This window comes from Streptomyces sp. NPDC046759 (assembly GCF_040645475.1).
Taxonomy (GTDB): Bacteria; Actinomycetota; Actinomycetes; order Streptomycetales; family Streptomycetaceae; genus Streptomyces.
Map to the genome: position 1 here is coordinate 64,826 of NZ_JBEYYJ010000028.1, position 23,488 is coordinate 88,313.

Annotated in this window: 18 protein-coding genes and 2 tRNA genes; 14 read left to right on the top strand and 6 right to left on the bottom strand. The window is 70.4% G+C overall.

What is annotated here, in order from left to right:
* Positions 1-122: 122 nt before the first annotated feature.
* On the bottom strand, positions 123-1,322 hold the full coding sequence (locus ABZ919_RS31490) for an ROK family transcriptional regulator (protein WP_361254256.1): 1,200 nt from the start codon (positions 1,320-1,322) through the stop codon (positions 123-125).
* 460 nt (positions 1,323-1,782) lie between these two features.
* On the opposite strand from ABZ919_RS31490, the gene ABZ919_RS31495 reads away from it, so the two are divergent.
* A complete protein-coding gene (locus ABZ919_RS31495; protein ID WP_361254259.1) occupies positions 1,783-2,367 on the top strand; it encodes a biotin transporter BioY in 585 nt (194 codons plus the stop codon).
* Between the two features lie 201 nt (positions 2,368-2,568).
* On the opposite strand, the gene ABZ919_RS31500 is transcribed toward ABZ919_RS31495, so the two are convergent.
* Positions 2,569-3,993, bottom strand: coding sequence for an amino acid permease (locus ABZ919_RS31500; RefSeq protein WP_361254262.1), 1,425 nt, complete (start codon positions 3,991-3,993; stop codon positions 2,569-2,571).
* A 239-nt stretch (positions 3,994-4,232) separates the two neighbouring features.
* Between ABZ919_RS31500 and ABZ919_RS31505 the strand changes: the two genes are divergently transcribed.
* Both ABZ919_RS31505 and ABZ919_RS31510 read left to right on the top strand, forming a co-directional pair.
* Positions 4,233-4,718, top strand: coding sequence for a ribose-5-phosphate isomerase (locus ABZ919_RS31505; RefSeq protein ID WP_361254266.1), 486 nt, complete (start codon positions 4,233-4,235; stop codon positions 4,716-4,718).
* Positions 4,719-4,812: 94 nt separating this feature from the next.
* Entirely contained in the window at positions 4,813-5,622 is an 810-nt protein-coding gene (locus tag ABZ919_RS31510) for a DNA-formamidopyrimidine glycosylase family protein (protein WP_361254270.1), read from the top strand.
* Positions 5,623-5,674: 52 nt separating this feature from the next.
* Here ABZ919_RS31510 and ABZ919_RS31515 read toward each other — a convergent pair whose 3' ends face one another.
* Entirely contained in the window at positions 5,675-6,916 is a 1,242-nt protein-coding gene (locus tag ABZ919_RS31515) for a GNAT family N-acetyltransferase (RefSeq protein ID WP_361254273.1), read from the bottom strand.
* A gap of 175 nt (positions 6,917-7,091) precedes the next feature.
* Between ABZ919_RS31515 and ABZ919_RS31520 the strand changes: the two genes are divergently transcribed.
* Together ABZ919_RS31520 and ABZ919_RS31525 are read left to right on the top strand one after the other, a co-directional pair.
* Positions 7,092-8,264, top strand: coding sequence for a PP2C family protein-serine/threonine phosphatase (locus ABZ919_RS31520; protein WP_361254276.1), 1,173 nt, complete (start codon positions 7,092-7,094; stop codon positions 8,262-8,264).
* A gap of 30 nt (positions 8,265-8,294) precedes the next feature.
* The gene (locus tag ABZ919_RS31525) at positions 8,295-8,774 is read left to right on the top strand and encodes an HD domain-containing protein (RefSeq protein WP_361254279.1); all 480 of its coding nucleotides are present in this window, start codon (positions 8,295-8,297) and stop codon (positions 8,772-8,774) included.
* Here the strand turns inward: ABZ919_RS31525 and ABZ919_RS31530 are convergent.
* Positions 8,771-9,880: an acyltransferase family protein gene (locus ABZ919_RS31530; RefSeq protein ID WP_361254282.1), complete on the bottom strand. Its 1,110-nt coding sequence runs from the start codon at positions 9,878-9,880 to the stop codon at positions 8,771-8,773. The genes ABZ919_RS31525 and ABZ919_RS31530 overlap by 4 nt on opposite strands.
* Before the next feature lie 521 nt (positions 9,881-10,401).
* Here ABZ919_RS31530 and ABZ919_RS31535 point away from each other — a divergent pair.
* Entirely contained in the window at positions 10,402-10,596 is a 195-nt protein-coding gene (locus tag ABZ919_RS31535) for a hypothetical protein (RefSeq protein WP_361254285.1), read from the top strand.
* Positions 10,597-10,662: 66 nt separating this feature from the next.
* Positions 10,663-12,807: a PQQ-binding-like beta-propeller repeat protein gene (locus ABZ919_RS31540; RefSeq protein WP_361254288.1), complete on the top strand. Its 2,145-nt coding sequence runs from the start codon at positions 10,663-10,665 to the stop codon at positions 12,805-12,807.
* Positions 12,808-12,863: 56 nt separating this feature from the next.
* Here ABZ919_RS31540 and ABZ919_RS31545 read toward each other — a convergent pair.
* Positions 12,864-12,934, bottom strand: a tRNA-Gly gene (locus tag ABZ919_RS31545).
* A 183-nt stretch (positions 12,935-13,117) separates the two neighbouring features.
* On the opposite strand from ABZ919_RS31545, the gene ABZ919_RS31550 reads away from it, so the two are divergent.
* The 5 genes from ABZ919_RS31550 (at position 13,118) to clpX (ending at position 17,861) form a co-directional block, all read left to right on the top strand.
* Positions 13,118-13,194: transfer RNA gene (locus ABZ919_RS31550), tRNA-Pro, on the top strand.
* A 178-nt stretch (positions 13,195-13,372) separates the two neighbouring features.
* A complete protein-coding gene (gene tig, locus ABZ919_RS31555) occupies positions 13,373-14,743 on the top strand; it encodes a trigger factor (protein WP_361254291.1) in 1,371 nt (456 codons plus the stop codon).
* Positions 14,744-15,062: 319 nt separating this feature from the next.
* Positions 15,063-15,668, top strand: a complete 606-nt coding sequence (locus ABZ919_RS31560) for an ATP-dependent Clp protease proteolytic subunit (protein WP_361254417.1) — start codon at positions 15,063-15,065, stop codon at positions 15,666-15,668.
* A gap of 69 nt (positions 15,669-15,737) precedes the next feature.
* The gene (locus ABZ919_RS31565) at positions 15,738-16,403 is read left to right on the top strand and encodes an ATP-dependent Clp protease proteolytic subunit (RefSeq protein WP_361254294.1); all 666 of its coding nucleotides are present in this window, start codon (positions 15,738-15,740) and stop codon (positions 16,401-16,403) included.
* 171 nt (positions 16,404-16,574) lie between these two features.
* Positions 16,575-17,861: an ATP-dependent Clp protease ATP-binding subunit ClpX gene (clpX, locus tag ABZ919_RS31570; protein WP_189948500.1), complete on the top strand. Its 1,287-nt coding sequence runs from the start codon at positions 16,575-16,577 to the stop codon at positions 17,859-17,861.
* Positions 17,862-18,000: 139 nt separating this feature from the next.
* Here clpX and ABZ919_RS31575 read toward each other — a convergent pair whose 3' ends face one another.
* The gene (locus ABZ919_RS31575) at positions 18,001-18,990 is read right to left on the bottom strand and encodes a hypothetical protein (RefSeq protein WP_361254298.1); all 990 of its coding nucleotides are present in this window, start codon (positions 18,988-18,990) and stop codon (positions 18,001-18,003) included.
* Between the two features lie 137 nt (positions 18,991-19,127).
* Here ABZ919_RS31575 and ABZ919_RS31580 point away from each other — a divergent pair, with 137 nt between their 5' ends.
* Together ABZ919_RS31580 and ABZ919_RS31585 are read left to right on the top strand one after the other, a co-directional pair.
* Positions 19,128-21,752: a valine--tRNA ligase gene (locus ABZ919_RS31580; RefSeq protein ID WP_361254301.1), complete on the top strand. Its 2,625-nt coding sequence runs from the start codon at positions 19,128-19,130 to the stop codon at positions 21,750-21,752.
* Positions 21,753-21,967: 215 nt separating this feature from the next.
* Entirely contained in the window at positions 21,968-23,482 is a 1,515-nt protein-coding gene (locus ABZ919_RS31585) for a folylpolyglutamate synthase/dihydrofolate synthase family protein (protein ID WP_361254304.1), read from the top strand.
* Positions 23,483-23,488: the final 6 nt, after the last annotated feature.

A 23,488-nucleotide genomic window follows, 5' to 3' on the forward strand; every position in this document is an offset into this window, starting at 1 on the left:
GCAACACGCGCTTCACGCGCGGCAATGTGTCAGCAACAAAGGGTGCGACAGCTCGTAGACAGGCTCATGACCAGCATGTTCATGCCTTTCGTTGATCCCTGTCAACATTCCGAGTTTCTGAATTAAATAGTCTCAGGTGGCACACTCAGTGGATCCCGGAACAGGGCGTCGAGAACCACCGAACCGCCCGCCGTCGCCAGCGCGGAATCCGGGAAGCTCGTCGGCAGCACGGCCGCCTCCCGGCCCTCTCCGACCGCCTCCCTGAGCGCGCTCAGGCAGTCCTCGAAGTGGATGGTCCCCACCTCGGTCACCACGACCGTCTCCGGATTGAGCACGTCCAGCAGCAGCCCCGCCGCCCGCCCGGTCGCCCGCGCCCGCTCGACCAGCAGCCGCCGGGCCACCGGGTCCCCGGCGGCCGCCGCGGCCACCACGTGCATCGGGTTGGCCGAGCCGATCACCGAGGCCGCGCGGGCCCGCCGGCACAACGTCCGCTCGCTCAGCTCGACCTGCAGGCAGCCGGTACGGCCGCACGGGCACGGCTCGGTGCCGCCCGGCACCGGCAGGTGCGCGATCGCCCCGGCCGCCGAACGCGGACCGTGGTGCACCTCGTCGTGGGTCGCGAAGGCCGCGTCGACCACATTGCCCACGAACAGGTGCAGTACGCTCCGGCTGCCCCGGTTCCGCCCGAACAGCCGCTCCCCGTTCAGCAACGCCCGCGCGTGCCCGTCGACATGGACCGGCAGGCCGGTGCGGGCGCCGAGCAACTCCCGTACCGGTACGTCGTGCCAGCCCAGCAGCTTGTGCTCGACGACGCTGCCCGTCTGCCGGTCCACCCAGCCGCCGACGGCCACGCCGACGCCCAGCGGCCGGCGGCCCGGCATCCCGGCGAACAGCTCCGCGAGCCCCTCGGCGGTCCGCGCCAGCACCCAGCCGGGATCGGTCCGCTCGTGCTTCAGTTCACGCCGGACCAGCACCCGGCCGCGCAGATCCAGCAGCGCCACCGTCGTGTACGGCACGGCCACGTGCACCCCGCCGACCACGAACCCCGTGTCGTCCAGCTCGACGGGGACGTGCGGGCGGCCGACCCCGTTGGAGCGGCGGGGCGCGGCGGACTCCCGGATCAGGCCGAGGCCGGTGAGCCGGGCACAGTGCTCGGTCACCGACGCGGGCGACAGCCCGGTCAGCCGGGCGATGGTGCTGCGTGCCACGGGCCCGTGCTCCAGCACGGACCGCAGCACGACACGGGCGCTGGTGCGCCGGCGGTCGCTGTCGGCGGCACGTGGCACGGGGGAGGCGAGGGTGGACACCGCGGTACGGGGCATGGAGAACCGTCCTCGGGAAAGGAAGAGGGCCGACACGTCTCGGAGTTGCGACAGCAGAGGCGTGCCGATCGGTCCGCCCCTACCCCGGGCGGCTACAGGTGGCCGTGCCCTGGCGTCGCAGATCGACATAGCGACGCGACGTGAAGTACCGGGCCTGGGCAACCATGCGTGCGAAGCTAGCAAAACGCACCCGCCCTGCCCAGAAGGCGACCGACGGGCGAGACGGGGTTCCACGGGTATTGGCGGGACCCCACAGTCGCGGCGCAGGGTGGCGGAGTGAGCCGACCGTCTCCACCTCAGTGACCGGTATCACGCCTGACCCCGTGTAAGCAGCATCCTTTGTCCGAAGGTCACGAAGGCGCTGTTCGACCCTTTGTCGAGCGCCGACGGTGATCGGCGTGCGTCCGCTGGGATAGCGTCGCGATGTCCCGACGTGTCCACACCATCCCGCGGAGTCCCCATGAGCACCGCCACCGCCCTCGCTCGCCCCGGCGCAGTCCTCGCCGACCTGCTTCCCGCATCCCGCGTCCGTGACGCGGCCCTCGTCGCCGGCGGCGCCGTGCTCACCGGCCTTGCGGCCCAGCTGGCCGTCCCGGTCCCCGGCTCCCCGGTTCCGGTGACCGGCCAGACCTTCGCCGCGCTGCTGGTCGGGACCGCGCTGGGCGCCCGCCGCGGCTTCCTCTCCCTCGCGCTGTACGCGCTCGCCGGTGTGGCCGGTGTGCCGTGGTTCGCGGGCGGCGCCTCCGGTGCCGGCGCGGTGTCCTTCGGCTATGTCCTCGGCATGCTGCTCGCCTCGGCGGCCGTCGGCGCCCTGGCCCGGCGCGGCGCCGACCGCTCGCCGCTGCGCATGGCGGGCGCCATGATCCTCGGCGAGGCCGTCATCTACGCCGTCGGCGTGCCCTACCTGGCCGTCGCCGGCCACATGTCCCTCTCCCAGGCCGTCGCGCTCGGTCTGACCCCGTTCCTGATCGGTGACGCCCTCAAGGCCGCGCTGGCCATGGGCGCGCTGCCCACCGCCTGGAAGTTCGCGAACAAGCGCTCCTAGGACTCATGCACCGACGCGCAGTTCCTGCGCGAAGAGGCTCGCCCGGGTCGCGGTTCAGCCGACCCGGGCGAGCCTCTCGTGCGGTTCAGGGCCCTGGCCCGCCGCCCTCGGCCCGAGGCCGAAGTCCATGACATGCGGCATGGCCGCATGACCCGGCAGGTGCCGTCAGGTCATGCGGCCATGTTCAGCCGGTGGGCCGGGTCAGCCGACGGAGACCTTGTCGGCCGGGGCCTCGGCCACCGGGGCGGGGCGGTTCGCCGTGACCTTCTGCTTGATCACGGCGATCAGTACGACGACCGCCGCCACCGCCACCGACAGCAGCACGGTCGTGCGGCCACTGCTCGCGCCCTTGGTGTCGGTCAGCATGTAACCGAGGACGAAGACGATGAAGGCCGCCGTCGCCCAGGTGAGGTACGGGTACAGCCACATCTTCACGACGAGCTTCTCCGGCGCCTCCCGCTGGATGATCCTGCGCATCCGCAGCTGCGAGAAGCAGATCGCCAGCCACACGAACAGGGCCACCGCGCCACTGGAGTTGAGCAGGAAGAGGAAGACGGTGTTCGGGTACTCGTAGTTGAAGAAGACCGCCAGGAAGCCGAACACGACCGAGGACAGGATCGCGGTCATCGGCACGCCACGGGACGTGGTGCGGGCGAACGCCTTCGGGGCGTCACCGCGCTGGCCCAGCGAGAAGGCCATGCGGGAGGCCGTGTACAGGCCGGAGTTGAGGCAGGACAGCACCGAGGTCAGGATGATGACGTTCATGATCTGACCGGCGTTGGGGATGCCGAGGGAGTCCAGCGCGGCGACGTAGGAGCCGTTCTTCTGGATGGACGGGTCGTTCCACGGCAGCAGGGAGACCACGATCAGGATCGAGCCCAGGTAGAAGACGCCGATGCGCCAGATGATGCTGTTGGTGGACTTGGTGACCGCGCGCTGCGGGTCCTCCGACTCGCCGGCCGCCAGGGTCGCGATCTCGCTGCCCATGAAGGAGAAGACGACCAGCAGCACACCGGTGAGGATCGAGCCGGGTCCGTGCGGCAGGAAGCCGCCGTGGGAGGTCAGGTTGCCGAAGCTCGCCTTGTCGGTGTGCGCGCCCGGCAGCACGCCGAAGACGGCCAGCGCGCCGACCACGATGAACGCGCCGATGGCCACGACCTTGATGCCGGCGAACCAGAACTCGAATTCGCCGTAGGAGCCGACGGAGACCAGGTTGGTCGCGGTCAGCACGGTCATCACGATGAGCGCCCAGCCCCACTGGGGCACGCCCGGCATCCAGCCGGAGAGGATCTTGGCGCCGGCGGTGGCCTCGACGGCCAGCACGACGACCCAGAAGAACCAGTAGAGCCAGCCGATGGAGAACCCGGCCCAGCGGCCGAGGGCACGGTCGGCGTGCTCGGAGAAGGAGCCTGAGGTGGGGTTGGCGGCGGACATCTCGCCGAGCATCCGCATCACGAGGACGACGAGGGTGCCGACGAGCGCATAGGACAGGAGGATGGCCGGTCCCGCGGTGGCGATACCGGAACTGGAACCGACGAAGAGGCCGGCTCCGATCACACCACCGATCGCGATCATCGTCAGATGGCGGTTCTTGAGTCCTGCTTGGAGGCCCGAGCCAGGGGTCATGGACGGATTTCCTTTACGCCAGGAGGAGCATCTCGCACGAGCGGTGTACGAGTCGGTCCAGTGAATCCGAGGCGAACGGATTCGGGAACCTCTGAATCCGTATCGTTACTTGAGGTTCCCTTGAGGTTCTATGGTGTGACTCACATTTTCTGGACGCATTCTCCGGACCTGGACGGCCCTGTGGCCGGGCGTCGCCACCCGAGGCTGCTGCCCTGGAACGGGCGTGTCACACTCGTCCCATGCGCGTGTATCTCGGCTCGGACCATGCCGGCTACGAACTCAAGAACCACCTCGTCGAGTGGCTCAAGACGGCGGGTCACGAGCCCGTCGACTGCGGACCGCACATCTACGACGCCCAGGACGACTACCCGCCCTTCTGCCTGCGTGCCGCGGAGAGGGCGGCAGCGGACGCCGACGCCCTCGGCATCGTGATCGGCGGCTCCGGCAACGGTGAGCAGATCGCCGCGAACAAGGTGAAGGGCGTGCGTGCGGCGCTGGCCTGGAGCGAGGAGACGGCGGCGCTGGGGCGGCAGCACAACAACGCCAACGTGGTCGCGGTGGGAGCACGCATGCACAGCACGCAGGAGGCGACGAAATTCGTCGAGGTCTTCCTGAACACCCCCTTCTCCGGTGACGAGCGCCACATCCGCCGCATCGACATGCTGTCGGCGTACGAGACGACGGGCGACCTGCCCCCGATCCCGCCCCACCACCCGCAGCAGTAGGGAACCTGGGGGCTCCGCCCCCGGCCCCGTTCGCACCGGCCACCCGACCCGGTCGGTCGAGAAGCAGAAGACCGAGTGGAAGGACGGCTCAGCCTTGCCGGAAGGGCACACCATTCACCGGCTGGCCGAGGACTATGCCGGGCGCTTCCAGGGCACGGCCCCGCGTGTCACCAGCCCGCAGGGCAAGTTCTCCGACGCCGCCGCCCTCCTGGACCGCTCGGAGCTGACGGCCACCGAGGCCCACGGCAAGCACCTCTTCCTCCGCTTCCGGGACACCGACTGGGTCCACATCCACCTCGGCCTCTTCGGCAAGGTCGGCTTCGGCGACGCCCCCGCACCCCCGTCGGCCGACACCGTCCGGCTCCGGCTCGCGAACGACACGTCGTACGCCGACCTGCGCGGCCCGGCCACCTGCGCGCTGATCACGGAAGAGGAGAAGCGCGCGATACACGACCGCCTCGGCCCCGACCCGCTGCGCGAGGACGCCGACCCGGCCGTGGCGTACCGTACGGTCTCCCGCAGCCGTACGACGATCGCCGCGCTGCTCATGGACCAGAAGGCCGTGGCCGGCGTCGGCAACGTCTACCGCGCCGAGGTCCTCTTCCGGCACGGCATCGACCCCTACCGCGCCGGCAGGGACATCACCCCGGCCGAGTGGGACTCCCTCTGGGCCGACCTGGTGGGTCTGATGCACGAAGGTGTCCGCAACAACCGCATCGACACCGTCCGCCCGGAGCACACCCCCGAGGCCATGGGTCGGCCGCCCCGCGTGGACGACCACGGCGGCGAGGTGTACGTCTACCGCCGTGCCACCCTGCCGTGCCACATCTGCGGCGACGAGATCCGCACCGCCGGCCTCGCCGCCCGCAACCTCTTCTGGTGCCCCACCTGTCAGCAGGGGTGAGCGGGTACCGGTGCCGCGACGGACGACGTTCGCCCCGTCGCGGCGCCCGGCACTAGAAGCCGTGCGGCAGCCACGGGGCCACCGGTGAGCCGAACGCCACCGACGCCTCCGCCAGAGCCCCCGGCCGCAGCTCCCGTACCCGCCCGGCCGCCGCGAGCGACAGCAGCGTCGCCCCGCCGAGATACGCCGCGCCCAAGTCCCGTACGGACAGGGAGAGATCGGCGGCGTCGGACGTACGCTCGCAGGACGCGCCCTTCGCGTCGCCCGTCAGCCGCCGGCGCCCCGCGTTCCACGGGCAGAAGGTGTCCTCCACCTCCAGTACGACATCCACGGGCGCCTGATACGTACGGGCCGCCAGTGCCGCATCGACGTCGACGAGACGGACGTACGCGTCGTCCCTCTGGCGCGGACGGCAGCGGCGGATGTCCGAGACCATGTACTGCCAGGCGTCGTCGACCGGCCGCGTGTCCACCGACAGGGTCGTCATGAGGTCGATGCCGAACAGGAACCGCCACAGCGCCGCCTCGGTGACCGGGTCGAGGGCGGCCAGGTCCTTCAGCCGCACCGTGCCGTCGTGCCCGCCGGCACCCCAGTCGATCTTCGTGCGGAACCGGACGTACCCGGTCACCTCGCCGTTCCGCTCGGCCACCACGCACTGCAGCGCCGACGCCCCGCCCCGCTCGCTCTCGGGGTCGAGGAGACCGGCCCGCTCCCAGCCGGGCTGCCGGACCAGCATCCCGGGCCGCAGCGGCACCAGCGCCGCGTACACCGCCTCACAGGCGTCCAGGACGTCGGCGGGCGCCGCGTACCGCAGCCGTACCTCCTCGACGCCGGCCGGCAGGGACAGCGTCACGCGGCTCGTGTCGATCTCGGCTGCCGTCCGGAAGGTCGCCGCGCCGAACCCGAAGCGGCCGTAGATCGCGGGCTCGGACGCGGTCAGTACCGCCAGCGGCTCGCCCAGCGCCCGTGCGTCGTCCAGCAGCCGGCGCATCATCGAGGTCAGCACTCCGCGCCGCCGGTGGGTGGCCGCCACGCCCACCATGGTCACGCCGGCCGCCGGGACCGCGGTCCCGCCCGGCACGGTCATCCGGAAGCTGAACGCGCCCGCCGTACCGACGATCTCCTCCCCGTCCCATGCGGCCAGGGAACGGTCGAACTCGGTGAGCGATTTGTCCAGTTCGCGCTCCTCGGGCGGTGCCGTGGAGGCGCCGAAGGCGCGGTACAGGATGTCGTACCACCGGTCCCAGTCGGACTCGCGCAGCACCCTCAACTCGGTTCCCCGGTCAGTCCCCATGAGCCATGCCTATCAGGGCATTGCGGGACGAGCCAGCGAATTTCTCCCGGACGGCGGCGCGATGGCCCCGCGTGCCGTTCACTGTGAGGACGAACCGCCAAGCGGAGCCTCGCACGGGGGACAAGTGGGACCTCCCGTGCCAAGCAGCCGGTCCGATGGATAGGGTCCCGAACTAATGGCAGCAGAACGAGAGCGGCGCGCGAAGGCCGAGACGTTCACGGCCCGGTGGAGGATGCAGTGGCACCGGGTCCGCACCGGCCTGCGCAGAAGCGCCGTGGACTACTTCCGCGGCGACGGCTCCGACTGGATCGCGTTCGCCGGACTGCTGCTCACCATCCCCGTCCTCATGGGCATGACCCTCGTCGACTCGGTGTGGTGCTCCCCGGCCACCCTGGTGCTGCCGATCGTCGCCGGCGGCCTGGTGCTGCGCCCGGCGAGCCTGCTCGGCCTGTACGCGGCGGCGGCCACCGCACTGATCGTGGAGTCGGTGCGGCTCGGCCCCTACACCGAGGGGGCGTCACGGGTCACCCCCGGTGTGGTGCTGGTGGTGGCCGCCTGCGGTTTCTTCGGCCTGCTCACCGCCCAGTTCCGCAGCCGGGTCGGTGTGCCCTGGCGGCGCGGCGGCACCATGCTGTTCGACCTGCGCGAGCGGATCCGGGTGCAGAGCAAGCTGCCGAAGCTGCCGCAGGGCTGGCACCACGAGATGGCGCTGCGGCCGGCCGGCGGTCAGTCCTTCTCCGGTGACTTCGTGGTCGCGGCCCGCACGAACGGCGGCCGCACACTGGAGGTCGTGCTCACGGACGTGTCCGGCAAGGGCATGGACGCGGGATCGCGCGCCCTGCTGCTGTCCGGCGCCTTCGGCGGCCTGCTCGGCTCGCTGCCACCGCACGCCTTCCTGCCCGCCGCGAACGGCTATCTGCTGCGCCAGGACTGGGACGAGGGCTTCGCCACCTCCATCCATCTGGTCCTGGACCTCGACTCCGGTGACTACGAGCTGTACTCCGCCGGCCATCCGCCGGGGCTGCAGCTGAGCGCGGGCAGCGGACGCTGGGAGGAGAAGGCCGCCGAGGGGCCGCTGCTCGGTGTGTACGACGGCGCCCAGTTCGACTCCGTCAAGGGCTCGCTCCGGCCGGGGGACGTGCTGATGCTGTTCACGGACGGCCTGGTGGAAACCTCCGACCGGGACATCGTCGAGGGCATCGACCGCCTCACCGGAGAGGCGGACCGCTATGTCGCCGGCGGCTTCCACGGCGCCGCCTGGCATCTCATCGAGGCGGTCGCCAAGGACGTCAACGACGACCGGGCCCTGCTCCTGATCTGCCGCCAGTCGACGGCGGCCGCCCGCTGAGAGGGCTTCAACCGGAAGGACACCGGAGCCATGACAGGAGCCACCGAGGGCAGCGGGCTGCTCACCCCGGCCGAGGTGGAGGACCTCGCCCGTGCCGCCCACGAAGGCCAGACCGACAAGGCCGGACGGCCGTACGCGGAGCACCTCGCCGCCGTCGCCGCGGGCGTGCGGGCACGGGGCGGGGACGCCGAGCAGATCGCGGCGGCCTGGCTGCACGACGCGGTCGAGGACGGGGTCCTCAGCCGCGAGTGGCTGGCGCGGGCGGCGCTGACCGCGCGCACCAAAGCCGTCGTGGACGCCCTCACCAAACGTCCGGGGGAGGAGCCGGAGGCGTACGCCCGGCGGATCCTCGTCACCGACGGCGCGCGGCTGGTGAAGGAGGCCGACCTGGCGCACAACGCCGATCCTCGGCGGCTCGCGCTCCTGGACGAGCCGACCCGGGCCCGATTGACCGCGAAGTACGCCCGGATGCGCACACTTCTCGGCCTGGGACCGCGGCGGGCGGACTAGGCGCTGACCATCTGGCGTTCCTCCTGCCGGCGTTCGCGGGCCAGCCGGGCAGCATCCTGCTTGAACGCCCATTCCATCCTCGGCTCCATCGCGAACCGGAAGACCCGCTGGACGGGCTTGGTGCACAGCAGGGTGACGACGGCGCCCGCGAGGGCCGTCACCAGGATCTCGCCGAGCGGGCCGTGCAGCCAGCCGCGGTCGAACCAGCCGCGGTAGGTGGCGAACTTCACCACGAAGCCGTGCAGCAGATAGCCGTACAAGGTGCCGGCGCCGAGAGCGGTGAACCATGTCCTGCGCCCCGGCACCCAGGCGAAGAAGACCGCGGTCAGCAGCAGCGAGCAGGCGAACAGCGCCAGCGTCATCAGCGGGCCGGCCCACCAGTGCGCGCCCAGGCTCTGCGCGGAGCTCTCCCGGTAGAACCAGTTGTCGTCCAGCCGCGGCGCGGTCCACCAGCCGACGGCCAGCGCCGCCGCGAGCACCGGCAGCGACGCGATCCGCACCCACCCGCGGCGCAGCGCGGCGAAGTGCTCGGGCTTCAGGCACAGACCCAGCACGAAGCAGGGCAGGAACTGCAGGACGCGGCCGAGGTCGAGAGCGCCTCCGGTACCGGGCGAGACCGAGCCGAGCATCGCGATGCCGAGCGCGATCGGCAGCGGCCGGCGCACCAGCTTCCACAGGGGGCTGGTCAGGCGCCAGATGAACAGCGCGCACAGGAACCACGTCAGGTACCAGGGGGAGACGAGGTCGAAGGGCTCGGAGGAGTGGCCGACGTAGCGCCGGAACAGCAGGTAGGCCGTCTGGAACAGGAGGTACGGCACGGCGAGACCGGTGACCAGGCGCTTCAGCCGGTCCGGGCGCATGTCGAAACTGCGCGAGAAGTAGCCGGAGATGATGATGAACGCCGGCATGTGGAAGGTGTACACGACGTTGTACAGGCCTTCCAGGACACGGCTGTCGCTCTTCAACGGCGCCCACGAGTGGCCCGCGGCCACCAGCACGATCGCCAGGTACTTCACGTTGTCGAAGAACGCGTCGCGCTGTGCCCCCGGTCTGCCCGCCGGAGGCTGCCGCTCCTGCGCACCCGTCGGGGTGCGTGGTGCGGGCACTCCGTCCGCCGGTGTCGGTGCCGGAGGGAGCGGCCTGTGGCTGGGGCCGGGAGGTGGGGCGGGGTCGAACATCTCAGGCACCCTAGCGTCGTCTGTGGGATTTCGTAAAACGCGCGCTGCGATTACTGGTTATCGCCTTCGGGTACCCGTTGATTTCCTCGACTTGCCTGCCGGGCCGCGTGATGGTGCGCACACAAGACCGCTGCCGGGGGCGCATCTTCGTCCCTGGATGTCCTGATTCGGACTGACTAAACAGGGCATATGGCCGCTCGGTGGCGTCAATTTGAATTACCTGCGCGGATCATGTGTGGGACATGAAACCAACTCGCGCTATTTCCCGCCCGGTCGGGCGCGCCGTACCGTCGAATTACCGTGCGGGACGTCGCACTCGCCGCGGCGGGCGCCCGACATCGTGTCAGTGGCCGCATAACGCGGGCCGGTTGGTGGCACGATGGTTCTGGCGGAGGTGCGGGCAGTACCTCCGGGCCGGGAGAGCGGACCGACCGAGGGTGTGATCAGTTGTGGCCATTTCACTGTCTGTGGTGCTGCTGTTGGCGATCATCCTTGTAGTGCTCCTGAGAGGGGGCAGCATCAAGGCGGGGCCCGCGATCGTCGCGGTGCTCTTCGGTTTCTTCCTCGCCTCGACCGGCATGGCCCCGTCCATCGACCGCTTCCTGAACTCGATAGCCGACTCGATCAACTCGATCAGGTTCTGACCCGGCGCGGAACCGGCCGCGGACGGAACGCGCTGAACAACTGAAGCAACGGGGGGACCCACGGGGATGGCGCTGCGCGACACGGACCCGGCGGAGATCGGGGGCTACCGGATCGAGGACCGCCTCGGCAGCGGCGGCATGGGCGTGGTGTACCTCGCCCGATCCGCCTCCGGCCGCCGGCTCGCGGTCAAGGTCGTCCACGGCCAGTACGCCGACGACGACGAGTTCCGCGCCCGGTTCAGCCGCGAGGTGGCCGCCGCCCGCCAGGTCAGCGGTGCCTTCACGGCCCCCGTGGTGGACGCGGACGCCGACGCGCCGCGTCCCTGGATGGCCACGCTCTACATCCCCGGCGAGGACCTCGGCACCCACGTCCGCCGCCACGGCCCGCTCCCCCCGCACCGGCTGCGCGAACTCGCCGCCGGCCTCGCCGAGGCGCTGCGCGACATCCACCGCGCGGGGGTGGTCCACCGGGACCTGAAGCCGGCCAACGTCATGCTCGCCGAGGACGGCCCGCGCGTCATCGACTTCGGTGTCTCGCGGGCCGTCGAGCCCACCCCCGCCGACGCCCTCACCCAGACCGGCCGGGTGATGGGCACCCCGCCCTTCATGTCCCCCGAGCAGTTCACCTCCCCGCACGAGGTCGGACCGGCCACCGACGTCTTCTCCCTCGGAGCGGTCGTCGTGTACGCCGCCACCCGGCGCGGGCCCTTCGACAGCGAGACGCCCTGGGAGACGGCGACGAGGGTCGTCGAGGTCGCCCCCGACCTCGACGCCGTCCCCGCCGACCTGCTCCCGTTCGTCCGCCTCTGCCTGGAAAAACACCCCAAGTCCCGGCCGACCCCCGACGAGCTCCTGCACCTGCTCCGCGAGGGCCGGCTGCCCGCGCCGCCCGCGCGGCCCGTGCAGGAGGACACCCGGCCGGTACGGCCCCGCCGACGCCGGGGCCCATGGCTGGTGGCACTCGCGGGCGCTCTGGTGCTCGCGGTGGCCGGCTCCGTGGCGGCCCTGCGGCCGGCCACGGACGCGAAGGCGGGCCCCCGCGGTGATCTGCCCCCGGGCTGGCGGGCCTGGCAGGCCCAGGAGACCGACAAGGAGACCAGCGCCGGCGCGGCCTTCCCGTCCTGCACGGCGCTCGACGGCGGGCTGATCTGCGCCGGTGACGGTCTGAAGGCCGTCCGCTTCTCGCTGGCCACGGGCAAGGTCGAATGGAGCCGCCCGTCGGCCGACCACCCCGACCCGGACAGCAGCGGCAGCACCTCCGACATGGGGCTGCTCGGCACCCACGGCCACGACGTCTACACCGTGGCCGAGACGCAGCCACGGTCGGCGCAGAGCGACTCCTACGCCTTTCAGGCCCTCGACGCCCGCACCGGGAAGGTCCGCTGGAGCACACCCAACGGCGACACGGCACCCACCACGACCGGCGGCTCGGCCGCCGTCACGGCCGACGGGCCGATCGTCGTCCGCGGCGACGCCAGGACCTACTCGCTGCTCGACCCGGCCACCGGCACACCACGCTGGAAGCGCACCCTGCCCGCCCCGAACACCACGGCCGGCCGGAAGACCTGCCAGGTCGGCGCCGCACAAGGGCGCGGATATGTACTCTGCCTCGACTTCGCACACAACCGCACCACGATCGCCTCCGTCGGCGCGGCGCACGGCGAGACCCGCTGGACCGTCACCGCCGACGGAATCCTCGCCCTGGCCGGATCGGCCGCCGGCCGCCTGGTCCTGGTGCCGACCACACTGGCCCCGGACGCCCCGGACAGCCCCGTGACCGAGCGCTACGGCCGCATCCTCCTGATCGGCCTCGCCGACCACGCGCCGCACATCGTCCCGCTCGCCCGGGCCGTGTCCGCCGACGCCACCCCCACCCTGCTCGACGGCACCCTCTACCTCACCGTCAACAGCGGCGAGATCCGTGCCGTGGACCCGGCCACCGGCCGCACCCGCTGGGACACCCGCTCCTCCGTCGAACGCCCCGGGCCGCCCGCCGGCTGGGACGACGACGTCCTCGTCGCCTCGCCGGGCGGCCGGCTGGCCGCCCTGGACCGCCGCACCGGCCGGGAGGTCCACAGCCTCCCCGGCCGCGACGACCGCACGGACCCCGTCTTCGTGTACGCCGGCTCCCCGCCCGTGGTCCGCGGCGCCGCCCTCTACGTGCCCTACGGCACCCGGGCGGTCTACTCCGTGGACCTGCGCCACCTGTGACAAACAGCCGGGGCCCGGCCCCGCCGAAGCGGAGACCGGGCCCCAGGGCCGATCGGAGCGGGCGACGGGAATCGAACCCGCGTAGCTAGTTTGGAAGACTAGGGCTCTACCATTGAGCTACGCCCGCGACAGTGCGCCGCAGGTCAGTGACCGCGGCACTGGAGGCATCGTAGCGGGTCGCCCGCCGTGGAGGCCAACGACTTGATCCCCGAGGCCCTCGAACCCCCGGCACCGGCCCCCTCGCGCGTGCCACCCGGAGAATACGGCCGACGGAACCGGCCAGTGCATGTACCCTACGTGTCGCACCAGACGGGGTGTGGCGCAGCTTGGTAGCGCGTCCGCTTTGGGAGCGGAAGGCCGTGGGTTCAAATCCCGCCACCCCGACCACCTGCCCACGACGTCGTGATGATCGCCTTTTGGGGCGCCGACCGGCTGCGGTTACTATGCAAGCTGCGCGCCCGTGTGACCCGGCCCTCACGGCCTACGTACTCCTCCGGGCGGCGAATCCGCCGGACCTGTCTGGCTCCGGCAGAAACCAAGAAGTCAGCCACAAGGAGACCGAACCGTGAAGAGCGCCGTGGAGACCCTGAACCCGACCCGGGTTCGGCTCACTGTCGAGGTGCCCTTCGAGGAGCTCAAGGACAGCCTCGACGCGGCGTACAAGAAGATCAACCAGCAGGTCACGGTGAAGGGCTTCCGCAAGGGCAAGATCCCGGCCCGTGTCATCGACCAGCGGTTCGGGCGCGGTGCGGTGCTGGAGGAGGCCGTCAACGACGCGCTGCCCAAGTTCTACACCGAGGCGGTCAACGAGGCCGAGCTCAGCCCGCTGGGCCAGCCCGAGGTCGACATCACCGAGCTGAAGGACGGCGAGACGCTGAACTTCACCGCCGAGGTCGACGTCCGCCCGGCCCTCGAGATCCCGGACTTCTCCGGCATCGAGGTCGAGGTCGACGCCGTCGAGGTCACCGACGAGGACATCGAGAAGTCGGTCGAGCAGCTGCGCGAGCGCTTCGCCTCCACCTCCCCGGTGGAGCGCGCCGCCGAGAACGGCGACGTCGTCACCATCGACCTGCAGGCCAAGGTCGACGGCGAGGTCCTCGAGGACGGCATCGCCAACGGCGTCTCCTACACCATCGGCTCCGGTGAGCTCCTCGACGGCATCGACGACGCCGTCACGGGCCTGTCCGCCGGTGAGGAGGCCACCTTCACCTCCGAGCTGAAGGGCGGCTCCGCCGCGGGCAAGGAGGCCGAGGTCACCGTCAAGGTCACCCAGGTCGCCAAGCGTGAACTGCCCGAGCTGGACGACGACTTCGCGCAGCTCGCCTCCGAGTTCGACACCCTGGACGAGCTCAAGGCCGACAGCCGCAAGCGCCTCGCGGACATGAAGCAGTTCGACCAGGCCACCCAGGCCCAGGAGCGTGTCCTGGAGAAGCTCCTCGAGCTGGTCGAGGTCCCGGTCCCCGAGAAGCTGCTCGAGGACGAGATCAACACCCGCAAGCACAACCTGGAGCACCACCAGCTCGGCCAGATGGGCCTCACCCTCGACAAGTACCTGGAGATCCAGGGCAAGACCGCCGAGGAGTTCGAGACCGAGACCCGCGAGGCCGCGGTCAAGGGCATCAAGACCCAGTTCGTCCTCGACGAGCTGGTCAAGAAGGAGAACCTCAACGTCAACCAGGAGGAGCTCACCGAGCACCTCATGCGGCGTGCGGCCTCCTCCGGGATGTCCCCCGACCAGTTCGCCCAGGCCGTCGTCGAGGGCGGCCAGGTGCCGCTCCTGGTCGGCGAGGTCGCCCGCGGCAAGGCCCTGGCCGTCGTGGTCGAGGCCGCCACGGTGAAGGACACCAACGGCGAGGTCGTCGACCTGGACGACGAGGAGGAGGAGACCGAGGCCGCCGAGGCGTCGGAGACCTCCGAGGAGAACGCCGAGGGCTGAGCGGTCCTGCGGCGCCTCTGAAGCGCGTACAGCGGGCCCTGGGGACCTTCCCCGGGGCCCGTTCGTCGTCCCGGAGGCGCGCGCCGGCCTCAGGGGCGCGGGGACTGCGCGAACGACCCCAGGCACCGGCAGCCCGACGACCGCCCGCACCACCCCCCGGGAACCGGGCCGGCCCCCCAGCGGAGCGCTACGCCCCCGGCGAACACCCGCATTCCCGGGATTCCCCGAAGGGACCATCGCGTTAGGGTCCATGAAAGGCAGAACAATGAGACGGCCCGGCGCCGTCGTAAGACGAGCAGGTGGATACGTGACGAATCTGATGCCCTCCGCCGCCGGCGAGCCTTCCATCGGTGGTGGCCTCGGCGACCAGGTCTACAACCGGCTGCTCGGCGAGCGGATCATCTTCCTCGGCCAGCAGGTTGACGACGACATCGCCAACAAGATCACGGCACAGCTGCTGCTCCTTGCCGCCGATCCCGACAAGGACATCTACCTCTACATCAACAGCCCCGGCGGCTCGGTGACGGCGGGCATGGCGATCTACGACACCATGCAGTTCATCCCGAACGACGTGGTGACGATCGGCATGGGCATGGCGGCCTCGATGGGCCAGTTCCTGCTCACCGGCGGCACCGCCGGCAAGCGGTTCGCCCTGCCGCACACGGACATCATGATGCACCAGGGCTCCGCGGGCCTGGGCGGTACGGTCTCGGACATCAAGATCCAGGCCCAGTACCTGCTGCGCACCAAGAAGACCATGACCGAGTTGACCGCGTTCCACTCCGGCCAGCCGGTCGAGACGATCCTCCGCGACGCCGACCGCGACCGCTGGTTCACCCCGGAAGAGGCCAAGGAGTACGGTCTCATTGACGAGATCATCAGGAACGCCTCGGGTGTTCCGGGAGGCGGCGGCACCGGTGCCTGACCGGCCCGGCCACGCCACGCACCGCCGAGACCGAAGCCCCCAGAACGCCACCAGGACGGTGAACACCCCATGAGCAACTTCCCCGGCGCCGCCAGCGGCATGTACGAAGGGCCCCGCCCCGACAGCCGCTACGTCATCCCGCGCTTCGTCGAGCGCACCTCCCAGGGCATCCGCGAGTACGACCCGTACGCGAAGCTCTTCGAGGAGCGCGTGATCTTCCTCGGCGTCCAGATCGACGACGCCTCCGCCAACGACGTCATGGCGCAGCTGCTGTGCCTGGAGTCGATGGACCCGGACCGGGACATCTCGATCTACATCAACAGCCCCGGTGGCGACATGACCGCCCTCACGGCGATCTACGACACCATGCAGTTCGTCAAGCCCGACATCCAGACCGTCTGCATGGGCCAGGCGGCCTCGGCGGCGGCCATCCTGCTCGCCGCCGGTACGCCCGGCAAGCGCATGGCGCTGCCGAACTCCCGCGTGCTGATCCACCAGCCGGCCGGCTCCACGGGCCGCGGTCAGCTCTCCGACCTGGAGATCATCGCGAACGAGTTCACCCGGATGCGTGAGCAGCTGGAGCAGATGCTGGCCAAGCACTCGAACCAGCCGATCGAGAAGATCCGCGACGACATCGAGCGCGACAAGATCCTCACGGCCGAGGAGGCGCTGGAGTACGGCCTCGTCGACCAGATCATCTCCACCCGCAAGCTGAACAACAGCTCGGTCCGCTGACGCGGAACAGCCCACCCGGAGCCCCCCTTGGCACGGTGCACGTCAAAGTGAACCCTGCCAAGGGGGGCCCGAACACAGGGCCCGGCAAGGTACCGTCGGACATAAGGCAGCACCAGGAGCCGCTGGACTCGAAAGCGTCCGGGCGTCTCCCAGGCGAAGGGGAAGCACACCGTGGCACGCATCGGTGACGGCGGCGATCTGCTCAAGTGCTCGTTCTGCGGCAAGAGCCAGAAGCAGGTCAAGAAGCTCATCGCAGGGCCCGGTGTGTACATCTGCGACGAGTGCATCGATCTCTGCAACGAGATCATCGAGGAAGAGCTCGCGGAGACCAGCGAGGTGCGCTGGGAGGAACTGCCCAAGCCCCGCGAGATCTACGAGTTCCTCGAGGGCTATGTGGTCGGCCAGGAGGCGGCGAAGAAGGCCCTCTCCGTCGCGGTGTACAACCACTACAAGCGGGTCCAGGCGGGGGAGAACGGCGGCCCGGGCGGCCGTGACGACGCCATCGAGCTGGCGAAGTCCAACATCCTCCTGCTGGGCCCCACGGGCTCCGGCAAGACGCTCCTCGCGCAGACCCTGGCACGCATGCTGAACGTCCCCTTCGCGATCGCCGACGCCACGGCTCTGACGGAGGCGGGCTATGTCGGCGAGGACGTCGAGAACATCCTGTTGAAGCTCATCCAGGCGGCGGACTACGACGTCAAGAAGGCCGAGACCGGGATCATCTACATCGACGAGATCGACAAGGTGGCGAGGAAGAGCGAGAACCCCTCGATCACCCGCGACGTCTCGGGCGAGGGTGTCCAGCAGGCCCTCCTGAAGATCCTCGAGGGCACCACGGCCTCGGTGCCGCCCCAGGGCGGCCGCAAGCACCCCCACCAGGAGTTCATCCAGATCGACACGACGAACGTCCTGTTCATCGTGGGCGGTGCCTTCGCCGGCCTGGAGAAGATCATCGAGGCCCGGGCCGGGGCGAAGGGCATCGGCTTCGGCGCGACGATCCTGTCCAAGCGCGAGCTGGAGTCCAAGGACGTCTTCGAGGACGTCATGCCGGAGGACCTGGTCAAGTTCGGCATGATCCCGGAGTTCATCGGCCGCCTGCCGGTGATCACGTCGGTCCACAACCTCGACCGCGAAGCGCTCCTCAAGATCCTGGTGGAACCCCGCAACGCGCTCGTGAAGCAGTACCAGCGCCTCTTCGAACTCGACGGCGTCGAGCTGGACTTCGAGCGCGAGGCCCTGGAGGCCATCGCCGACCAGGCCATCCTCCGCCAGACCGGCGCCCGGGGCCTGCGCGCCATCATGGAGGAAGTCCTCCAGGGCGTGATGTACGAGGTCCCGTCCCGCAAGGACGTCGCCCGCGTCGTCATCACGGCCGACGTGGTCCTCTCCAACGTCAACCCGACGCTGATCCCGAGGGACGCGCGGGGGCGGGGGTCCGGGGAGCAGAAGTCGGCGTAGTGGCGAACCGCACGCAGAAGGACGCCCGGCGCCGACAAGGCGCCGGGCGTCCCTCGTTGCCGTCCTGAGGTGCCGAGTCCGCCGGGGCGCCTCCCCGTTGTGGGTCGCCTCGGTGGATCGGCGCCTCGCTACGCCAACGTCACATCTTCACGCGCACGTCGTTGCGGAGCTTCGCGGCCAGCTGGGCGGCGTCCTCGATGGACGTGCCCTTCCCCGTGGCCAACCCGCCGAAGTCGAACGAGATGACGTACGCGACGGTGCTGTGGTCGCCCCACACGCATACCGGCGTCGTGAACGTCTTGCCCGACTCACTGGTCTCGATGGACTGGCACTTCATGATGCCGTTCGAGAAGCCGGACGGCGACATCTTCTGCGGGCTGCCGACGAGCTTGCCCTTGGAGGAGGAAGTGTCCTTCGCGGACTGCTCCTTCATCATCGCGAACATACCGTCGACGACCTTTTCCGGGTCGTCGATGGTGCCGTACACGCCGGAGAAACCGAGACTCTTCCCGGTGAAACCAGAGCCTGAGCTGTAGCCGGCGCTCACATTCTTCGGGTTCTTGACGCCCAAGGCCTCGGTCTTCTTGAGGTCGTCCTGGCTCATGCCCTTGTCCGAGGAGCCATCGTCCGACTTCTTGAACGTCCCGTTGATCACGGTCGCCGGCGTGATCAGCTTGTGCGGTCCGTCGTCCGTGACGCTGCCGCCGCCCCCGCCGAACACGATGTACGCCCCCACCGCCAGGGCCGCCACCACGGCCACCGCGCCGATGATCAGGCCCGTCCTCTTCTTGCCCCCGCCCGCCTGCGGCGGCTGCGGCATGCCGTAGGCCTGCTGGCCGTAGGGGTTGGGCTGCTGGCCGTAGGGACTGGGCTGCTGGCCGTACGGCTGCGGCTGCTGCGGTACGCCCTGCTGCGGGTAGCCGTAACCCGGCTGCGGCGGGACGGGAGGCGCCTGCTGGGGGTAGCCGTAGCCGGGCTGCGGAGCCTGCGGCTGCTGGCCGTACGGGCCCGGCTGGCCCGGCTGACCGTAGGGCCCCGGCTGGCCGTACGGACCCGGCTGCCCCGGCTGGCCGTACGGGCCCGGCTGCTGGGGCTGCTGGCCGTACGGGCCCGGCTGGTTGTTGCTCATTTCTGGGTTCCCCCTAGGACGCTTATGTGTTCCTGACATCCTGTCCCAGGGCCGGAAGGCACGCGGCACCGGGGGCCGCACCGTTACAGAACAAACGTGTTTCGGGACTGCCCCGTGACACCTCTAAACTGACCCCCGTGACCGAAAACGCTCAGCAGCAGCCACCCGCGCCCGACCCCGAACTGCCGACCCAGTACGCGCCGGCCGACGTAGAGGGGCCGCTGTACGAGCGCTGGGTAGAGCGCGGTTACTTCGAGGCGGACGAGAAGAGCGACAAGCCGCCGTACACCATCGTCATCCCGCCGCCGAACGTCACCGGCAGTCTGCACCTCGGGCACGCCTTCGAGCACACGCTCATCGACGCCCTGACCCGCCGCAAGCGCATGCAGGGGTACGAGACGCTGTGGCAGCCGGGCATGGACCACGCCGGCATCGCCACGCAGAACGTCGTCGAGCGCGAGTTGGGCAAGGAAGGCAAGTCCCGGCACGACCTCGGCCGTGAGGCGTTCGTCGAGCGCGTCTGGCAGTGGAAGGCCGAGTCCGGCGGGCAGATCAGCGGGCAGATGCGCCGCCTGGGCGACGGTGTCGCCTGGTCCCGTGAGCGGTTCACCATGGACGAGGGCCTCTCCCAGGCCGTCCAGACCATCTTCAAGCGCCTGTACGACGACGAGCTGATCTACCGCGCCGAGCGCATCATCAACTGGTGCCCGCGCTGTCTGACGGCCATCTCGGACATCGAGGTCGAGTACCAGGACGACGACGGCGAACTCGTCTCGATGAAGTACGGCGAGGGCGACGAGACCATCGTCGTCGCCACCACCCGCGCCGAGACGATGCTCGGCGACACCGCCGTCGCCGTCCACCCGGACGACGAGCGCTACAAGCACCTCGTCGGCAAGCTCATCAGGCTCCCGCTGACCGACCGCTCCATCCCCGTCGTCGCGGACACCCACGTCGACCCCGAGTTCGGCACCGGCGCCGTCAAGGTCACCCCGGCCCACGACCCGAACGACTTCGAGATCGGCCAGCGTCACGACCTGCCGGCCATCACCGTCATGGACGAGCACGCCGTCATCACCGTCCACGGCCCCTTCCAGGGCATGGACCGCCTGGAGGCCCGCTCGGCGATCGTCGCCGCGCTGCGCGCCGAGGGCCGGATCGTCGCCGAGAAGCGGCCGTACGTCCACTCCGTCGGCCACTGCTCGCGCTGCAAGACCACCATCGAGCCGCGCCTGTCGATGCAGTGGTGGGTCAAGGTGGGCCCGCTGGCGAAGGCCGCCGGTGACGCCGTCCGCGACGGCCGCGTCAAGATCCACCCGCAGGAGATGGAGAAGCGGTACTTCGACTGGGTCGACAACCTCCACGACTGGTGCATCTCGCGCCAGCTGTGGTGGGGCCACCGGATTCCGGTCTGGTACGGCCCGAACGGCGAGGTCGTCTGTGTCGGCCCCGACGAGGAGGCCCCCACCGGCGAGGGCTGGCACCAGGACACCGACGTCCTCGACACCTGGTTCTCCTCCGGCCTGTGGCCGTTCTCGACCCTCGGCTGGCCCGAACAGACCGAGTCGCTCGCGAAGTTCTACCCGAACTCCGTCCTGGTCACCGGCTACGACATCCTCTTCTTCTGGGTCGCCCGGATGATGATGTTCGGCCTGTACGCGATGGACGGCACCCCGCCGTTCCACACCATCGCCCTGCACGGCATGGTCCGTGACCAGTTCGGCAAGAAGATGTCGAAGTCCTTCGGCAACGCGGTCAACCCGCTGGACTGGATGGACAAGTACGGCTCCGACGCCCTGCGCTTCACCCTGGCCCGCGGCGCCAACCCGGGCGTCGACGTCCCGATCGGCGAGGACTGGGTCCAGGGCTCCCGCAACTTCGCCAACAAGATCTGGAACGCCACCCGTTTCGCGCTGATGAACGGCGCGACCGTGGACGGACCGCTGCCGGACGCGTCCCGGATGTCGTCGACGGACCGCTGGATCCTCTCCCGCCTGAACTCGGTGGTCGCCGAAGTCGACGCGCTCTACGACGACTTCCAGTTCGCCAAGCTGTCCGACACCCTCTTCCACTTCGCGTGGGACGAGGTCTTCGACTGGTACGTCGAGCTGTCCAAGACCGTCTTCCAGGCGGGCGGCGAGCCGGCCGAGGTCAGCAAGCGGGTCCTGGGCGAGGTCCTGGACGTCACCCTCAAGCTGCTGCACCCGGTCGTCCCGTTCGTCACGGAGACCCTGTGGACGACCCTGACCGGCGGCGAGTCGGTGGTCATCGCCGAGTGGCCCACGGACAGCGGCTTCCGCGACGCCGACGCCGAGCGGGAGATCGAGACGCTCCAGTCGGTCATCACCGAGGTCCGCCGCTTCCGCGCCGACCAGGGCCTGCAGCCCGGCCAGCGGGTCCCGGCCCGCCTCACCCTGGACGGTACGGCCCTCGCCCCGCACGAGGCCGCCATCCGCCAGCTGCTGCGCCTGCAGCCGGAGGGCGACTCCTTCGCGGCCACGGCCACCCTGCCGGTCGCCGGTGCCGAGGTCGCGCTGGACCTCTCCGGCACGATCGACGTGGCCGCCGAGCGCAAGCGCCTGGCCAAGGACCTCGCCGCCGCCGAGAAGGAGAAGGCCCAGGCCACGGCCAAGCTCGGCAACGAGGCCTTCCTCGCGAAGGCCCCGGACAACGTGGTGGACAAGATCCGCACGCGCCTTGCCAAGGCCGAGGAGGACATCGCCCGCATCACGGCCCAGCTGGCGAGGCTGCCGCAGGCGTAAGCAGGCCACACGCCGCGCGCGTGAGTCGTGCGGCGTGACCGAAGGCCCCGGTGCAGGTGAGGCGCCGGGGCCTTCGCCGACCCAGCGGCGCGGGGCAGTACCGATGTGCGGCTCCGCCGCGCGGGCGCGAGCAACCACGACGGATCCGCACCCGGCAGTGTCGAGCACCCACCCCGAACCGGCCCTTTGTCACTGTCGCTCCGTAGACTGGCACCGTGAGCGACCACCCCGGCACCAGCGACACCCCCGACCCCCTCGACGGCTTCGACGAGATCATCGAGGCCGAAACCACCCGCGACCCCGACCTCGCCGTGATCGAGGCCGGCAGCCGCACCCTGCGCACCCAGGGCGGGCAGCCGCAGGCCGACGTACCTGCGCGGCCGGAGGACCCGGAGGTCGACGAAGCCCTGCGCGAGGTCGAGGCGGAGCTGGCCACCCGCTGGGGCGAGACCAAGCTGGAGCCCTCGGTCAGCAGGATCTCGGCGCTGATGGACGTCCTCGGCGAGCCCCAGCGGACGTACCCCTCGATCCACATCACGGGCACCAACGGCAAGACCTCAACGGCCCGCATGATCGAGGCCCTGCTCGGATCCTTCGAGCTGCGCACCGGCCGCTACACCAGCCCCCACGTGCAGTCGATCACCGAGCGGATCAGCCTGGACGGCGCTGCGATCTCCGCCGAGCGGTTCATCGAGACGTACCACGACATCAAGCCGTACGTGGAGATGGTCGACTCCTCGCAGGAGTACCGCCTCTCCTTCTTCGAGGTCCTCACCGGCATGGCGTACGCCGCCTTCGCCGACGCCCCCGTCGACGTGGCCGTCGTCGAGGTGGGCATGGGCGGCAGCTGGGACGCCACGAACGTGATCGACGGCGACGTCGCGGTCGTCACGCCCATCGACCTGGACCACACCGACCGCCTCGGTGAGACGCCCGCGGAGATCGCCGGCGAAAAGAGCGGGATCATCAAGCAGGACGCGACCGTGATCATGGCGCAGCAGCCGGTGGACGCGGCGCAGGTGCTGCTGAAGAAGGCCGTCGAGGTGGACGCCACCGTGGCCCGCGAGGGGCTGGAGTTCGGGGTCGTCGCCCGGCAGGTCGCCGTCGGCGGACAGCTGCTCACGCTGCGCGGCCTGGGCGGCGAGTACCCCGAGGTCTACCTCCCGCTGTACGGGGCCCACCAGGCGCACAACGCGGCCGTCGCCCTGGCCGCCGTCGAGGCGTTCTTCGGGGTCGGCGCGCAGCGCGCGGAGCCACTGAACATCGACACCGTCCGCAAGGCCTTCGCGGCCGTGTCCTCGCCGGGCCGCCTGGAGGTCGTACGGCGCTCCCCGGCCGTCGTGCTGGACGCGGCGCACAACCCGGCGGGCGCACGGGTGACCGCGGAGGCGGTGCAGGAGGCGTTCGATTTCAGCCGGCTGATCGGCGTGGTCGGCGCGAGCGGCGACAAGAACGTGCGGGGCCTGCTGGAGGCCTTCGAGCCGATCTTCGCGGAGGTCGTCGTCACGCAGAACTCCAGCCACCGCGCCATGGACGCGGACGAGCTGGCCGCGATCGCCGTCGAGGTGTTCGGCGAGGAGCGGGTGCAGGTCGAGCCGCGGCTGCCGGACGCCCTGGAGGCCGCGATCACGCTGGCCGAGGAGGAGGGCGAGTTCGCGGGCGGCGGTGTGCTGGTCACCGGTTCCGTCATCACCGTCGGCGAGGCCCGGCTGCTGCTGGGGAAGGGCTGAGAGTAG

What these genes read in the sequence shown, in the direction of transcription:
- ABZ919_RS31525 (WP_361254279.1), top strand. Translation starts at nt 8,295, where the DNA reads ATGACAGGAGCCACCGAGGGCAGCGGGCTGCTCACCCCGGCCGAGGTG.
- ABZ919_RS31575 (WP_361254298.1), bottom strand. Translation starts at nt 18,990, where the DNA reads ATGAGCAACAACCAGCCGGGCCCGTACGGCCAGCAGCCCCAGCAGCCG.
- ABZ919_RS31565 (WP_361254294.1), top strand. Translation starts at nt 15,738, where the DNA reads ATGAGCAACTTCCCCGGCGCCGCCAGCGGCATGTACGAAGGGCCCCGC.
- ABZ919_RS31500 (WP_361254262.1), bottom strand. Translation starts at nt 3,993, where the DNA reads ATGACCCCTGGCTCGGGCCTCCAAGCAGGACTCAAGAACCGCCATCTG.
- ABZ919_RS31490 (WP_361254256.1), bottom strand. Translation starts at nt 1,322, where the DNA reads ATGCCCCGTACCGCGGTGTCCACCCTCGCCTCCCCCGTGCCACGTGCC.
- ABZ919_RS31515 (WP_361254273.1), bottom strand. Translation starts at nt 6,916, where the DNA reads ATGGGGACTGACCGGGGAACCGAGTTGAGGGTGCTGCGCGAGTCCGAC.
- ABZ919_RS31520 (WP_361254276.1), top strand. Translation starts at nt 7,092, where the DNA reads ATGGCAGCAGAACGAGAGCGGCGCGCGAAGGCCGAGACGTTCACGGCC.
- ABZ919_RS31505 (WP_361254266.1), top strand. Translation starts at nt 4,233, where the DNA reads ATGCGCGTGTATCTCGGCTCGGACCATGCCGGCTACGAACTCAAGAAC.
- ABZ919_RS31540 (WP_361254288.1), top strand. Translation starts at nt 10,663, where the DNA reads ATGGCGCTGCGCGACACGGACCCGGCGGAGATCGGGGGCTACCGGATC.
- ABZ919_RS31495 (WP_361254259.1), top strand. Translation starts at nt 1,783, where the DNA reads ATGAGCACCGCCACCGCCCTCGCTCGCCCCGGCGCAGTCCTCGCCGAC.
- ABZ919_RS31560 (WP_361254417.1), top strand. Translation starts at nt 15,063, where the DNA reads ATGCCCTCCGCCGCCGGCGAGCCTTCCATCGGTGGTGGCCTCGGCGAC.